We start from the raw sequence: 13,612 nt of genomic DNA, 5'->3' as shown, positions 1-13,612 counted from the left end.
GGCGCGCTCCTACAATGGGAATGGCGCGGGTGGGGCAGCGTAGGAGCGGATCTCATCCGCGAATCGCGCCGGGATGGCCGGCTATCGCGGACAAGGTCCGCTCCTACGGGGGAGGAATACCGTGGCTCCCGGCGACCTGTAGGAGCGGGCCCTGCCCGCGATTCGCGCGCAGGGCGCGCTCCTACATGGAATGGCGCGGGTGGGGCGGCGTAGGAGCGGATCTCATCCGCGAATCGCGCCGGGATGGCCGGCTATCGCGGACAAGGTCCGCTCCTACGGGGGGAGGAATACCGTGGCTCAGGCGCTGGCCGGCTGGCGTCGGCGCGCCGGCCAGAGCAGCGCCAGGGTGAACGCCAGCACCGGCCACACCAGCAGGTTCACCGCGCTCCAGCCCAGGCTGGTGATGAGCGCGCCGGAGCTGAACGACATCAGCGCCGCCATCAGGCTGTTGCCTTGCTCCATCAGCCCCTGCGCCTGGCCGCGCTCGTCCGCGCCGTGGCCTTCGCCGAGCAGGGTGGTGCCGGCCACCAGCATCAGGTTCCAGCCCATGCCCAGCAGCAGCGAGCTGGCCAGGAAGTGGCCGTGGTCCAGGCCGGCCAGGGCCACGGCTGCGCTGGCCGCCAGCAGGGCGATGCCGAACAGGGCCACGCGACGGCTGCCCAGGCGGTCCACCAGCGGGCCGGCGACGAAGGCCGGGAGGAACATGCCGAGGATGTGCCACTGGATCACGCTCGCCGAGCTTTCCAGGGACAGCCCGCAGAACTGCATGGCCAGCGGCGTGGCGTTCATGATCAGGATCATCAGGCCGTGGCCGGCGGCGGTGCAGGCCATGGCCGCGCGTACCAGTGGCCGGCCCAGCAGGGCGTGCATGGCCGCCAGGCCTCCATGGGGTGGGCGTGGCGCGGCGCCTTCGCGCAGGCGCGCCATCAGCAGCAGGCCGACGAGCGCCAACGCGGCGATGGCCAGGTAGGCGCCGACAAAGGGTGTGGGCAGCGCCGTGCGGGCCCATAGCGCCAGGCCCGGAGCTAGCAGTGCGGCCAGCACGCCGCCGCCGATCACATAGGCGCTGGCTCGACCTTTCTCGGTCTCGCCCACCGCTTCCAGGGCGGCGAAGCGGTAGTACATCGCCGAGGCCTGGTAGCCACCGATGGGCAGTGCGCCCAGGCACAGCAGCCAGAACAAGCCCAGTTGCACGCCCAGGGCGCAGGTCAGCCCGCCGAGCACGCCGCCGGCGGCGCCGAGCATCAGCCCGGGGCGGCGGCCGTGGCGCTGCATGAACAGCGACAGCGGCTGCACCGCCAGCAGGTTGCCCAGCACCAGCAGGGCCAGGGGCAGGGTGGCCAGGCCGTTGAGCGGCGCCAGTTGCGCGCCGATCAGCGAGGTCAGGGTGATGCCGATCAGCGAGCACGACCAGTACAGCGCCTGGCCGAGGAACAGCAGGCGCAGCGCGCCGTTGCGCAGTAGCAGCATGTCCGCGCCCTCAGTTCTGGCAGCCGCCGGGCTTGAGCACCCGTTGCGTCGAGGCCGGGTGGCGCAGCAGCGCCTCGCTCGGCCGCCGTGGCCGTTGCAGCAGCTCGCCGCCGCAGTTCGGGCACTCGCCGCCGAGCACGCCTTCGGCGCAGTCGCGGCAGAAGGTGCATTCGAAGGTGCAGGTGCGCGCGTCCGTGCTATCGGCCGGCAGGTCGCGGTCGCAACATTCGCAGTTGGGGCGCAGTTCGAGCATGGCGAGGTCCTTCTGGCTGGGATCAGGCGTCGGTGAGCTGGCCGAAGCGTTCGGCATATTCCTGGGGACTCACCGCCAGGTGCTTGTGGAAAGTGCGCCGCAGGTTCTCCGGGTGGCCGAAGCCGCACAGCCGCGCCACGGTGGCGATCGACGCCCGGGCGTCCTGCAGCAGGGCGCGGGCGGCCTCCAGGCGGACCTTCTCGACATAGCGGCCGGGCGCCACGCCCAGTTCGGCGATGAACACCCGCGACAGGGTGCGTGGGCTCATGCAGGCCTGTTCGGCCAGGGCTTCCAGCGACAGGTCGGCGCCGAGGTTGGCCGGGATCCACTCCAGCAACGCGGCCAGGCGCGGTGCGCGCACCGGCTCGGGAGTCAGCCAGGTGCTGAACTGCGCCTGGCCGCCGGGGCGCCTGAGGAACATCACCAGGCGCCGCGCCACGGCCAGGGCCAGCGGGCGGCCGAGGTCAGCCTCCACCAGCGCCAGGGCCAGGTCGATGCCGGCGGTGACCCCGGCGGAGGTGAACACGTGGTCGTCGCCATCGCGGCGGCTGGGGTCGTAGGTGTGCAGGCGGTCGCCCTGCACGTGGACTGCGGGGTGGCATTCGCGCAGGGTGTCGACGTCGGCCCAGTGGGTGGTGGCGCTGCGCCCGTCGAGTACCCCGGCGGCGGCCAGCAGCAGGGCGCCGGAGCACACCGAGCCGAGGCGCCGCACCTGGCCCTCGGCGGCGCGCAGCCAGGCCAGCAGCGCGGGGTTGGCGCACTGCGCCTCCACGCCCAGGCCGCCGGGTACCAGCAGGGTGTCGAGGCTGGCTGCGTCGGTATCGGCCCAGGCGGCGTCGGCGCAGATGCGCAGGCCGGCGGAGGTGGCCACGGGGCCTTCGTTTTCGCCCAGCACCAGCAGTTCGTAGGGCGCCGGCAGGCCCTGGCGTTGGCGCTCGACGTTGGCCGAGGCGAACACCTGCAGCGGGCCGGTGACGTCCAGGCTCATGACGTCGGGGTAGATCAGGCTGGCGATGCGGCGGGTGGCGGGCATGGCGGGCGGCTCTCAGGGTTTACCGGGAGTGTGCGCCGGGTGGGGAGTGGCGGCAATGACATGGGCCCCACGGATCTTGCCAATTACTCGGTGGTTTTTTGTAGGAGCGAGCTTGCTCGCGAACAGCGTTTCCTGGGATGCAGGTGTCTTGGATTGACTCCGCTCCCTCACCCCAGCCCTCTCCCAGAGGGAGAGGGGGCTGTTTGGAGCGAGCTGGAAGTTCGGCATTCTCCTGGCAGTCCCATCAGCCAGCTGCAGCCACAGGATCACGCCGAACCCACAACCTGCAGAGGACAGCCCCCTCTCCCTTCAGGGAGAGGGGGCTGTTTGGAGCGAGCTGGAAGTTCGGCATTCTCCTGACAGTCCCATCAGCCAACAGCAGCCACAGGATCACGCCGAACCCACGACCTGCAGAAGACAGCCCCCTCTCCCTTCAGGGAGAGGGGGCCGTTTGGAGCGAGCTGGAAGTTCGGCATTCTCCTGGCAGTCCCATCAGCCAACAGCAGCCACAGGATCACGCCGAACCCACGACCTGCAGAGGACAGCTCCCTCTCCCTTCAGGGAGAGGGTTGGGGAGAGGGGACGGAGTTCAGCCGGGCTCCGAAATAACCGGGAAACTCTGTTCGCGAGCAAGCTCGCTCCTACAACCCCGCCCCCGCTCCCGAAAATGCCTTGCCGGAAATAAAAAACGCCGTTTCCCTCCCCGAGGAAAACGGCGCTTTTCAGCTCCGGGCCACAAGGCCTGGGCTTCACTCCGGCATATGCCATTCCTGCAGGTCATAGCCTTCGCGGTTCAGCTCTTCGCGGGCTTGAGTCAGCAGGTCGGCCAGGCGCGCCGGGTCGGAGTATTCGGTGCAGGGGATGCGCGTCAGGCCCAGCAGGCGGGTGCCGGTGCGGTCGAGCACGGACAGGTCGAGGCTGCCGTCGCCGCCGGACTGGTCGATCCAGGTGACGCAGTGGAAGGGTTGGAAGGCTCGTCCGGTGATCAGCAGAGCCTCGTTGAAACGAAGGGTCGCGTTCATGGTGGTTACACTCTCTGCGCAGGTCATCCATTGCTCTGTTAAGGGGACGGCGCTTCACTGATCCGTCCGATCTGTACAGCCCATTGACACCGCGAGCCGCGCAAAAAGTCACAACGCCTGTCGCTTTTGTGCACAAGGTTGTCGCATTGGAAGCGGGAAAATTGCCGGCAATATGCCGGGAAACGGCGGCAAATGGCTCTGCCATGCGGCTTGCAGCGGAGCGACGGGGTGCGCCGATGCGCCGCAGGGGCCGCGTGCCCTTGGGCCGGCTTTTCCACGGCCAATTCGTGACAGCCGGGGCAGGGCGCCGCAAGATAGGGGCTTTGCATCCGCTTTTGCCTGAGGAGGATTCATGGAGATTCGCTGCGACTTCGACAGCGGCAACATCCAGGTGCTGGATGCCAGCGACCCGCAGGACGTGCGCCTGGCCCTGCGCCCGGACCTGAACAGCCCGCACTTCCAGTGGTTCCACTTCTGCGCCGACGGCCTGACCCCGGGCCAGCGCTACACCTTCAACCTGACCAACGCCGGGCACTCCAGCTACACCGGCGGCTGGCCGGGCTACCGCGCGCTGGCCTCCTACGACCAGCGCGACTGGTTCCGTGTGGACAGCAGCTACGACGGCCAATCCCTGCGCTTCAGCCTCGACGCCGAGCAGCCCCGGGCCTGGTTCGCCTACTTCGAGCCCTACAGCCGCGAGCGCCATGCCGCGCTGGTGCGCCAGGCCATCGAGCAGGCCGGCGCCGAGCTGGTGGCCACCGGGCGCAGCATCGAGGGCCGCGACATCCCGCTGCTGCGCATCCGCCGCAACCCGCAGGCCACGCGCAAGCTGTGGCTGATCGCCCAGCAGCACCCCGGCGAGCACATGGCCGAATGGTTCATGGAAGGCCTGATCGAGCGCCTGCAGCAGAAGGATGCCGAACTCGACTACCTGCTGCAGCACGCCGAGCTGTACCTGGTGCCGAACATGAACCCCGACGGCGCCTTCCGCGGCCACCTGCGCACCAACGCCGCCGGCACCGATCTCAACCGCGCCTGGGCCTCGCCCAGCGCCGAGACCAGCCCGGAAGTGCTGTTCGTCCAGGCGCACATGCGCCAGCAGGGCGTCGACCTGTTCCTCGATATCCACGGCGACGAGGAAATCCCCTACGTGTTCGCCGCCGGCTGCGAGGGCAACCCCGGCTACAGCGAGCGCCAGGCCTACCTCGAAGCGGAGTTCCGCAAGCGCCTGGAGGAACGCGGCGAGTTCCAGAGCCTGCATGGCTACCCGCGCAGCGCGCCGGGCAAGGCCAACATGACGCTGGCCTGCAACCACGTCGGCGAGACCTACCAGTGCCTGGCGCTGACCCTGGAGATGCCGTTCAAGGACCACGACCTGGCCGCGGACGCCCGCACCGGCTGGAGCGGCGCGCGCGCCAAGCGCCTGGCCGGCGCCGTGCTCTCGACCCTGTCGAGCCTGGTGGAAGAACTGCGCTGACTGGAATCTTCGCCGCCGCGTGCCAGTCTAAAGCAGTGAGGAACTTGCATGCGGAGGTGTCCATGTACAGGACGCGCAAGCTGTTGACCCCCCAGGAGATCGAGGACCTGCAGGAACGCATGGAGGCCATGGAGGAACTGGACTTCCGCGAACGCCGCGAAGTCCGCAAGAACCGCGCAGGCGAGCATCGCCCGCGCCTGGCCGCGACGCCGGCCTGACCGGCGCGCCACGTGCCCGGCCGCCGCTTCCCGCGCGGCCGGGTGCGCGCAAGGCGCCTGCCCTGGCAGCCCTGGCCGGGCCGCGTGGCCGAGTGGCCGAGGAGGGCGGACACCCGCGCTGCCATTAAGTTGCCAGTACTCGGATTATTAATCTCGCTGTCATAAAGCGTACACATTGACGGCATTAAATCATCACGTCTTCTAACCAACCGGGGACTTCCCGGACTTCCTCCCATATTGAGGTATTGACGTGATGCTGCTCAGCAAAACCCGCTTGTCCGTCCTGCTGGCTTCCATGGCCCTGACCGGCCTGGCCCACGCCACTGATGTCACCGGCGCCGGCTCCAGCTTCGTTTACCCGGTGCTGTCGAAGTGGTCCCAGGAATACAGCAAGTCTTCCAGCAATCGCATCAACTACCAGTCCATCGGCTCCGGCGGCGGCATCGCCCAGATCAAGGCTGCCACCGTCGACTTCGGCGCCTCCGACGCCCCGCTGTCGGCCGACGACCTCAAGGCCACCGGCCTGGGCCAGTTCCCCAGCGTGATCGGCGGCATCGTGCCGGTGGTCAACCTGGACGGCGTCGAGCCGGGCAAGCTGCACCTGGACGGTGAAACCCTGGCCAAGATCTTCCTCGGCAGCATCACCGACTGGAACGACCCGGCCATCGCCGCGCTGAACCCCGAGCTGAAACTGCCGGCCACCAAGATCACCGTGGTCCGCCGTTCCGACGGTTCGGGCACCTCCTACAACTTCACCAACTACCTGTCCAAGGTCAGCCCGGAGTGGAAGGACAAGATCGGCTTCGGCACCACCGTACCCTGGCCGGTCGGCATGGGCGGCAAGGGCAACGAAGGCGTCTCCGCCTACGTCAAGCAGATCAAGAACTCCATCGGCTACGTCGAGTACGCCTACGCCCTGCAGAACAAGATGGCCTACGCCTCGCTGAAGAACGCCGCCGGCAAGTTCGTGCAGCCCAACACCAAGAGCTTCCAGGCTGCCGCCGACACCGCCGACTGGGCCAACGCCAAGGACTTCAACCTGCTGATGACCAACGCCCCGGGCGACACCGCGTGGCCGATCACCGCCACCACCTGGATCATCATGTACAAGCAACCGAAGAACGCGGAACAGGCCCAGGCCGCCTTCCACTTCTTCAAGTGGTCCCTGGAGAACGGCCAGCAGCAGGCCGCCGCCCTGGACTACGTGGCGCTGCCGGATTCCCTGGTCAAGCGCATCGAAGGCTACTGGAAGTCGGACTTCGCCCGCTGATCGGGTGAATGACCAGGACCGCCGCCCGGAACCCCGTGCGGCGGTTCGCTTGCTTGGATGAACCGATGTCTACCGAATCCTCACCGTCCCTCGCCATGCCCAACCTGAAGGCCGCCGAAGCCGAAGACCGCGCCCAGCGCGACCAGCGCCACGACCGCTGGTTCCGCAACGCCATGTTCGGCTCCGCGATCCTGGTCCTGCTGCTGCTCGCCGGCGTCGCCGGCTCCACCCTGTGGGGCGGCAGCCTGGCCTTCTCGCACTTCGGCCTGGACTTCCTCACCAGCACCGAATGGGATGCGGTGAACAACAAATTCGGCGCCCTGGTACCGATCTACGGGACCCTGGTCACCTCCTTCCTGGCGCTGCTGATCGCCGTACCGGTCAGCTTCGGCATCGCCATCTTCCTCACCGAGCTGGCGCCGCCGTGGCTGCGCATGCCGGTGGCCGCGGCCGTCGAGCTGCTGGCCGGGATCCCCTCGATCATCTACGGCATGTGGGGCCTGTTCGTCTTCGGCCCGTTCATGGCCCAGCACATCGCCCCCTGGCTGAACGACTACCTGGGCGCGCTGCCGCTGATCGGCGGCCTGTTCCAGGGCCCGCCGCTGGGCATCGGCATGCTCAGCGCCGGCATCGTCCTGGCGATCATGATCATCCCCTTCATCACCTCGGTGATGAACGAAGTGTTCAACAGCGTACCGACCACCCTGAAGGAATCGGCCTACGCCCTGGGCAACACCACCTGGGAAGTGGTCTGGGACATCGTCCTGCCGTACACCCGCTCGGCGGTGGTCGGCGGCATCTTCCTCGGCCTCGGCCGCGCCCTGGGCGAGACCATGGCGGTGACCTTCGTGCTGGGCAACTCGCAGCACTTCTCCGCCTCGTTGCTGATGCCCAGCAGCTCCATCGCCTCGGTGATCGCCAACGAGTTCAACGAGGCCTACACCGACCTGCACCGCTCCTCGCTGATCGCCCTGGGCTTCCTGCTCTTCGTGGTCACCTTCATCGTTCTCGCCGCCGCTCGCCTGATGCTGCTGCGCCTGGCCCAGAAGGAGGGCAAGTGACATGGCCGGCAACGAAAGCCTGTACCGCACCCGCGCGTTCAAGAACCGCGCCGCCATGGTGCTCAGCTGCGGCGCCACCCTGTTCGGCCTGATGTGGCTGGCGTGGATCCTGCTGACCACCATCAGCCACGGCATCGAGGCGCTGAACCTCAACCTGTTCACCAAGATGACGCCGCCGCCGGGGGCCGAGGGCGGCCTGGCCAACGCCTTCTACGGCAGCGTGCTGATGAGCGCGCTGGCGCTGCTGATCGGCACCCCCATCGGCCTGATGGCGGGCATCTGGCTGGCCGAATACGCCCGCCACACCCGCATGGGCACCGTGGTGCGCTTCATCAACGACATCCTGCTGTCGGCGCCGTCCATCGTCCTGGGCCTGTTCGTCTACACCAGCGTGATCCTGCCGCTGAACTACCTCACCGACCACCGCGTGGGCTTCTCCGCCATCGCCGGCGCCCTGGCCCTGGCCCTGCTGGTGATCCCGGTGGTGGTGCGGACCACCGACGAAATGCTCCAGCTGCAGCCGACCACCATGCGCGAAGCCGCGCTGGCCCTGGGCGTGCCGCAATGGAAGCTGACCCTGCAGATCGTCCTGCGCGCCGCCCGCGCCGGGGTGATCACCGGCATCCTCCTGGCCCTGGCGCGCATCACCGGCGAAACCGCGCCGCTGCTGTTCACCGCCTTCGGCAACCAGTTCTGGAGCAGCGACCTGCTCAAGCCCATGGCCAGCGTGCCCGTCGTGGTCTTCCAGTACGCCATGAGCCCCTTCAGCGACTGGAACGCCCTGGCCTGGGCCGGCGCCCTGGTGCTGACCCTCTTCGTACTGCTGCTCAGCCTCACCTCCCGTCTCATCCTTCTGCGCAATAGGGCATCCTGATGACTGCCATGACCACCGCCATCGCCGCCGAACGCACCAAGATCCGCGTTCGCGACCTGGAGTTCTTCTACGGCGAGCACCGTTCGCTCAAGTCCATCAACATGGACATCCCGGAGAAGTGCATCACCGCCATCATCGGCCCGTCCGGCTGCGGCAAGTCGACCCTGCTGCGCATCTTCAACCGCATCTACTCCCTGTACCCGAAGCAGGAAGCGCGCGGCGAGGTGCTGCTCAACGGCGAGAACATCCTCGCCCCCGGCTACTCCATGAACCGCCTGCGCAGCCAGGTGGGCATGGTGTTCCAGAAGCCGGTGCCGTTCCCGATGACCATCTACGAGAACATCGCCTACGCGGTGCGCCACCATGAAAAGGTCAGCCGCCGCGAGATGGACGACCGCGTCGAGCAGGCCCTGCGCGGCGCGGCCCTGTGGGACGAGGTGAAGGACAAGCTGAACGCCAGCGCCCAGGGACTCTCCGGCGGCCAGCAGCAGCGCCTGTGCATCGCCCGCACCATCGCCCTCAAGCCCCAGGTGCTGCTGCTCGACGAACCGACCTCGGCGCTGGACCCGATCTCCACCGGGCGCATCGAGCAGCTGATCACCGAGCTCAAGCAGGAGTTCACCGTGGTCATCGTCACCCACAACATGCAGCAGGCGGCGCGTTGCTCGGACTACACCGCCTTCATGTTCCTCGGCGACCTGATCGAGTTCGGCGACACCGACACCCTGTTCACCAAGCCGGCCAAGGAGCAGACCGAGGACTACATCACCGGTCGCTTCGGCTGAGCCCCAGCGCTCCCCCGACGCCCGCCACGGTGCAAGCCGCGGCGGGCGTTTTCATTGCGGCGCCGGCAAAGCCTTGCCGCAGCCTGGCAGGCGTTTGCCTTTCGTAGGAGCGAGCTTGCTCGCGAACCGCACGGCAACGCTGCAACCGGGAACGCCCGTTCGCGAGCAAGCTCGCTCCTACAGGGGAGGGCAGCGCCGTCATGACCACCGGCCGGCATCCTGGCGTGTTTCTTGCCCGATACAGGCTCCCCCCTTCGGCACGGGAGACCTGCCCATGAACATCATCGACGGCCTGAGCGGCATCAGCCTGGCGACCAAGCTGGTGCGCGGCGTGGTCGCCGGCGCCAGCGAGTTCGCCAGCTACCTGGCCAACGCCAGCAGCGCGAGCGCGACGACGAGCGGTACGAGCGAGGCGCCCTCCGGCGCGGTAGCATCCTCCGGCGGCGCCGCGCAGAGTGGCGGCGGCCCCCTGGACGAATTCCTCGCCTACATGAAGCTCAGCCCCGGCGAAAAACTGCGGCACAGCGTCATGCAGGACATGGACATCACCCAGGAACAGCTCGACGCCATGCCCGCCGAGGACCGCGAGCGCATCGAGAACGAAATAGCCCAGCGCATCAGGGAAAAGATCACGCAGCAGGCCGACTCCGGCAGCCAGCCGGTCGCACCCACTGCCACTCCGGTGGCCCTGAAGCAGATGTATGGCGTCGAACGAACCCAGCCCAGCCTCGATCTCCTCGGCTGACCCCGCCCCGGCCGGCCCTCGCGCCGGCCTCAAGCCTTGTATCGGAACCGATACGGGACGCTACCCGATGCTGGCTGCATCGCTGAACTCCCTTGCCTAGACTGCGGTCTTCCGCAGTGAACCCACGTTTGTGCACATGTCTTCCATGCAATCCCACAGCAGACTCATCAGCCACGTTCCCCGGCACCTGATCCAGCAGGCCGTGGCGAAGAAGGTCGGGCGCGGCTGGCGCGCCGATTTCAACGTTGCGGTGTGGCTGCACCTAGCCACCGCCGGCGACGCCCAGGTGACACTGAAAGTCAGCTACCAGGACGGCGAGACCGTCCGCGAGCAACTGATCGACCGCGGCCGCGTCGGCTTCAACCAGCGCATCCTGCTGTGCGGCATCGCGCGCCTGGAATACAACCAGGCCATCGAATCCATGAGCCTGTCGCTGCTGTGCGAGGAACCGATCCAGACGCTGATGGTGGACGAGTTGTTCGTCCAGGCGGTGGAATTGCAGCGCGACGGCGAGCGCAGCCGCAAGCGGCGCTGAAGATTCATCCCAAGGAGTGATACGCCAGGGCCGGCCGATGCGCTGAAATGATCCTGCCCGTCAACTTCCACCGGATGGCCCATGAGCTTCGACCCTTCGCACCTGCAGTCCTACACCGAATACCGTGGCATCGAGATTCCCTTTCTCGACCACCTGAAGTTCCGCTACCAGCCGGCCGGCGCCGGCGAGCACGACGGCCACCTGGTGCTGCGCGTGGAGCGCGAACACCTCAACGGCTGGCGCAACGCCCACGGCGGCGTGCTCATGAGCCTGCTCGACGTGGCCATGGCCCTGGCCTGCAGCCATGCCGACGAGGAAGGCCGCGGCTGCGTGACCGTCGAGATGAAGACCAGCTTCCTGCGCCCCGGCGGCGACGTCGGCGAAGTGCTTGAAGCCTTCGGCCAGGTCCGCCACCGCACCCGCTCTATCGCCTTCTGCGAAGCCGAAGTCCGCAACGCCGCGGGCGAAACCGTGGCCACCGCCAGCGGCACCTTCAAGTACCAGAACAAACAGCGCCCGGTGATCGACGCCTGAACCTGCGCCCCGGAATGACTGTAGGAGCGGGCCCTGCCCGCGATTCGCGCGCAGGGCGCGCTCCTACGGGGATCACCTTGATCGACGCAGCGTAGGAGCAACTGTCGCTTGGGTTCCCGCGTTCGCGGGAATGACGGGGTAAGAATCGTGTTTTCCGACATCATTCCCGCGAACGCGGGAACCCAGAAAACAACGTAGGAGCGGACCTTGTCCGCGATAGCCGGACGCTCCGGCGCGATTCGCGGATGAGATCCGCTCCTACAACGTGCACCCCGTAGGAGCGGACTCCGTCCGCGATCCTTCTCATGGCCTCCTGCCATCCCCAACCGCTCTGGCCCGCAGCTTTTCGTGCGCTCGAAAGGTCTTTTGTCATGATTCTGTCATCAGTCGTAACTACATTTTTCTGTCATGAAAATGTCACGCCTGAGTGACGGAGCCAGTGACGGCCCATACCGACCTTGCGAGTGCTGACCCCATGCTGCTCAACGACAAGACCCTGCCCCAGCGCATCCGCCAGGAGGCGCTCGACGACCGCGACGAGGAACTCGAGCTCGACTGGCAGGAGCTCTACGACCTCGACGGCCTGCGCGCCGACACCCTGGAAAACTTCGAACAGCACCTGCTGCGCCAGCGCTACTTCGGCGAACTGTTCCGCCTGCAGGGCGAACTGGTGAAGCTGCAGAACTGGGTGGTCAAGACCGGGCACAAGCTGGTGGTGCTCTTCGAAGGCCGCGACGCGGCGGGCAAGGGCGGGGTGATCAAGCGCATCACCCAGCGCCTCAACCCCCGCGTGTGCCGGGTGGCCGCATTGCCGGCGCCGAACGACCGCGAGCGCACCCAGTGGTACTTCCAGCGCTACGTCTCGCACCTGCCGGCGGCGGGGGAGATCGTGCTGTTCGACCGCAGCTGGTACAACCGCGCCGGTGTCGAGCGGGTGATGGGCTTCTGCAACGACGAGCAGTACGAGGAATTCTTCCGCAGCGTGCCGGAGTTCGAGCGCATGCTGGCGCGCTCGGGTATCCAGTTGGTCAAGTACTGGTTCTCGATTACCGACGAGGAGCAGCACCTGCGCTTCCTCAGCCGCATCCACGATCCGCTCAAGCAATGGAAGCTCAGCCCCATGGACCTGGAATCGCGGCGCCGTTGGGAGGCCTACACCAAGGCCAAGGAAACCATGCTCGAACGCACCCACATCGCCGAGGCGCCCTGGTGGGTGGTGCAGGCGGACGACAAGAGGCGCGCGCGGCTGAACTGCATCCACCACCTGCTCGGCCAGGTGCCCTACGAAGAAGTGGCGCACAAGCCCATCGAACTGCCGGCACGCCAGCGCCACGCCGACTACGTGCGCATTCCCACTCCGGCGGAAATGCTGGTGCCGGAGCAATATTGAGTCCAGGCCTGGCGTAGGGCGGATAACGTTCCACGTTATCCGCCGTTTGACCTCGCTCGCCGGCCGCTCGGTGTCGAGCTTGGCACTGGTCACGCATTCCCCCGGCCCGACCGAGGCAGGGTCGATGAGAAAGGTGAGGCGGCGTATAACCGCGAACGGTTATACGCCCTACGCCAGGCTCGACCTTCGCGTAGGGCGGATAATGTTCGACGTTATCCGCCGTTTGACCTCGGCCACCGGCCCACTCGGTGTCGAGCCCGACCTCGGCCACCGATCCACTCGCTGCTGAACCTGGCATTACCACCCCGACCGGCGGCCCACCTCCCAGGCGACGACCTGCGCCTTCCCGTAATAAATGTGTGGCTATGCTTGGGCCCATGGACATCCGGATCGAACAGACCGATGGTGATCCGCCCACATGGAAGGTCTTCCTGGGGACGTTCTTCATCGTATGCGCCAGTGAAGACGAAGCCTCAGCCTGCGCCGAAGCCGCGCGCCGCTACGTCAGCGCCAACCCCGCCATCCACTGCGACCCGCCCAGCCCGCCGGCGGCCGTGGCGCCGCTGCGCGCCGGCTGCCGCCCACCCAGCGGCACCGAACTGGAGGCCTGGGAGCTGCGCTGGCCGGAGCGCTACCTGGGCACCTGAGCGCCACGCCAGGCAAACGCCCTCTGAATCCCGGCCTGCCGTCAAAGCCCCGCCCATCACCTGCCCACGCCACACTCTTGCTGGAGACGCGCAGATTTCCGACAGTGCTGCACCGCCCTCGCCGTAGCTGATTTCCGCAATTGCGCCGAGCGTTGTGGGACTTGACCCCAGGGGTTCGCCGCGTGAGCCGGCGGTCAAGTTCTGCGCGGCGCGCCACCCCTAAGATCGCCCCCACGCGCCGGACCAGGCCTTGCCGTGCACCGGCCGCACCCACGACAAGAACAACCAATGGGGGACC

At 67.3% G+C, this 13,612-nt stretch carries 15 protein-coding genes; 11 read left to right on the top strand and 4 right to left on the bottom strand.

Annotation, left to right across the window (positions count from 1 at the left end; genetic code table 11):
* Window positions 1-297: 297 nt before the first annotated feature.
* From M8R19_RS04110 to M8R19_RS04095, 4 genes are all read right to left on the bottom strand, one after another.
* Window positions 298-1,467, bottom strand: coding sequence for an MFS transporter (locus M8R19_RS04110; RefSeq protein ID WP_249920133.1), 1,170 nt, complete (start codon window positions 1,465-1,467; stop codon window positions 298-300).
* 13 nt (window positions 1,468-1,480) lie between these two features.
* Window positions 1,481-1,723: a DUF1272 domain-containing protein gene (locus tag M8R19_RS04105; protein WP_116423837.1), complete on the bottom strand. Its 243-nt coding sequence runs from the start codon at window positions 1,721-1,723 to the stop codon at window positions 1,481-1,483.
* 22 nt (window positions 1,724-1,745) lie between these two features.
* Window positions 1,746-2,756 carry a GlxA family transcriptional regulator gene (locus M8R19_RS04100; RefSeq protein ID WP_249917104.1) on the bottom strand — a complete coding sequence of 337 codons (1,011 nt, stop codon included), beginning with the start codon at window positions 2,754-2,756 and terminating at the stop codon, window positions 1,746-1,748.
* Between the two features lie 749 nt (window positions 2,757-3,505).
* The gene (locus M8R19_RS04095; protein WP_009619255.1) at window positions 3,506-3,778 is read right to left on the bottom strand and encodes a DUF1652 domain-containing protein; all 273 of its coding nucleotides are present in this window, start codon (window positions 3,776-3,778) and stop codon (window positions 3,506-3,508) included.
* 352 nt (window positions 3,779-4,130) lie between these two features.
* Here M8R19_RS04095 and M8R19_RS04090 point away from each other — a divergent pair, with 352 nt between their 5' ends.
* The 11 genes from M8R19_RS04090 to M8R19_RS04040 all read left to right on the top strand — a co-directional run bounded on the left by M8R19_RS04090 (window position 4,131) and on the right by M8R19_RS04040 (window position 13,314).
* Complete coding sequence (locus M8R19_RS04090) at window positions 4,131-5,255, top strand: M14 family metallopeptidase (protein WP_249917103.1); 1,125 nt, start codon at window positions 4,131-4,133, stop codon at window positions 5,253-5,255.
* A gap of 62 nt (window positions 5,256-5,317) precedes the next feature.
* Entirely contained in the window at window positions 5,318-5,473 is a 156-nt protein-coding gene (locus M8R19_RS04085) for a hypothetical protein (RefSeq protein WP_181925984.1), read from the top strand.
* A 253-nt stretch (window positions 5,474-5,726) separates the two neighbouring features.
* Window positions 5,727-6,743, top strand: a complete 1,017-nt coding sequence (gene pstS / locus M8R19_RS04080) for a phosphate ABC transporter substrate-binding protein PstS (protein ID WP_074986470.1) — start codon at window positions 5,727-5,729, stop codon at window positions 6,741-6,743.
* Between the two features lie 95 nt (window positions 6,744-6,838).
* Complete coding sequence (gene pstC, locus M8R19_RS04075; RefSeq protein WP_370311616.1) at window positions 6,839-7,804, top strand: phosphate ABC transporter permease subunit PstC; 966 nt, start codon at window positions 6,839-6,841, stop codon at window positions 7,802-7,804.
* Window position 7,805: 1 nt separating this feature from the next.
* Window positions 7,806-8,678 carry a phosphate ABC transporter permease PstA gene (gene pstA / locus M8R19_RS04070; protein ID WP_074986475.1) on the top strand — a complete coding sequence of 291 codons (873 nt, stop codon included), beginning with the start codon at window positions 7,806-7,808 and terminating at the stop codon, window positions 8,676-8,678.
* Window positions 8,678-9,463 carry a phosphate ABC transporter ATP-binding protein PstB gene (gene pstB, locus M8R19_RS04065; protein ID WP_009619262.1) on the top strand — a complete coding sequence of 262 codons (786 nt, stop codon included), beginning with the start codon at window positions 8,678-8,680 and terminating at the stop codon, window positions 9,461-9,463. Before pstA ends, pstB begins: the two co-directional genes overlap by 1 nt.
* A 274-nt stretch (window positions 9,464-9,737) precedes the next feature.
* Window positions 9,738-10,208, top strand: coding sequence for a hypothetical protein (locus M8R19_RS04060; protein ID WP_074986477.1), 471 nt, complete (start codon window positions 9,738-9,740; stop codon window positions 10,206-10,208).
* 136 nt (window positions 10,209-10,344) lie between these two features.
* A complete protein-coding gene (locus M8R19_RS04055; RefSeq protein WP_245323053.1) occupies window positions 10,345-10,743 on the top strand; it encodes a hypothetical protein in 399 nt (132 codons plus the stop codon).
* 81 nt (window positions 10,744-10,824) lie between these two features.
* The gene (locus tag M8R19_RS04050; protein ID WP_043266815.1) at window positions 10,825-11,277 is read left to right on the top strand and encodes a PaaI family thioesterase; all 453 of its coding nucleotides are present in this window, start codon (window positions 10,825-10,827) and stop codon (window positions 11,275-11,277) included.
* Window positions 11,278-11,752: 475 nt separating this feature from the next.
* Window positions 11,753-12,667 carry a polyphosphate kinase 2 gene (gene ppk2 / locus M8R19_RS04045; RefSeq protein WP_043266813.1) on the top strand — a complete coding sequence of 305 codons (915 nt, stop codon included), beginning with the start codon at window positions 11,753-11,755 and terminating at the stop codon, window positions 12,665-12,667.
* Between the two features lie 377 nt (window positions 12,668-13,044).
* Window positions 13,045-13,314: a hypothetical protein gene (locus tag M8R19_RS04040; RefSeq protein ID WP_249917102.1), complete on the top strand. Its 270-nt coding sequence runs from the start codon at window positions 13,045-13,047 to the stop codon at window positions 13,312-13,314.
* Window positions 13,315-13,612 lie beyond the last annotated feature (298 nt).

The sequence above is a fragment of the Pseudomonas sp. R3.Fl genome, assembly GCF_023516765.1.
In the GTDB taxonomy this organism is placed as follows: domain Bacteria; phylum Pseudomonadota; class Gammaproteobacteria; order Pseudomonadales; family Pseudomonadaceae; genus Pseudomonas; species Pseudomonas citronellolis.
The sequence above is the reverse complement of the archived record's forward strand: the minus strand, read 5'-3'. Positions and strand labels throughout refer to the sequence as shown.

Coding starts and splice junctions, on each gene's coding strand:
- M8R19_RS04105 (WP_116423837.1), bottom strand. CDS start 1,723: ATGCTCGAACTGCGCCCCAACTGCGAATGTTGCGACCGCGACCTGCCG.
- M8R19_RS04100 (WP_249917104.1), bottom strand. CDS start 2,756: ATGCCCGCCACCCGCCGCATCGCCAGCCTGATCTACCCCGACGTCATG.
- M8R19_RS04095 (WP_009619255.1), bottom strand. CDS start 3,778: ATGAACGCGACCCTTCGTTTCAACGAGGCTCTGCTGATCACCGGACGA.
- M8R19_RS04090 (WP_249917103.1), top strand. CDS start 4,131: ATGGAGATTCGCTGCGACTTCGACAGCGGCAACATCCAGGTGCTGGAT.
- M8R19_RS04085 (WP_181925984.1), top strand. CDS start 5,318: ATGTACAGGACGCGCAAGCTGTTGACCCCCCAGGAGATCGAGGACCTG.
- pstS (WP_074986470.1), top strand. CDS start 5,727: ATGCTGCTCAGCAAAACCCGCTTGTCCGTCCTGCTGGCTTCCATGGCC.
- pstC (WP_370311616.1), top strand. CDS start 6,839: ATGCCCAACCTGAAGGCCGCCGAAGCCGAAGACCGCGCCCAGCGCGAC.
- pstA (WP_074986475.1), top strand. CDS start 7,806: ATGGCCGGCAACGAAAGCCTGTACCGCACCCGCGCGTTCAAGAACCGC.
- pstB (WP_009619262.1), top strand. CDS start 8,678: ATGACTGCCATGACCACCGCCATCGCCGCCGAACGCACCAAGATCCGC.
- M8R19_RS04060 (WP_074986477.1), top strand. CDS start 9,738: ATGAACATCATCGACGGCCTGAGCGGCATCAGCCTGGCGACCAAGCTG.
- M8R19_RS04055 (WP_245323053.1), top strand. CDS start 10,345: ATGTCTTCCATGCAATCCCACAGCAGACTCATCAGCCACGTTCCCCGG.
- M8R19_RS04050 (WP_043266815.1), top strand. CDS start 10,825: ATGAGCTTCGACCCTTCGCACCTGCAGTCCTACACCGAATACCGTGGC.
- ppk2 (WP_043266813.1), top strand. CDS start 11,753: ATGCTGCTCAACGACAAGACCCTGCCCCAGCGCATCCGCCAGGAGGCG.
- M8R19_RS04040 (WP_249917102.1), top strand. CDS start 13,045: ATGGACATCCGGATCGAACAGACCGATGGTGATCCGCCCACATGGAAG.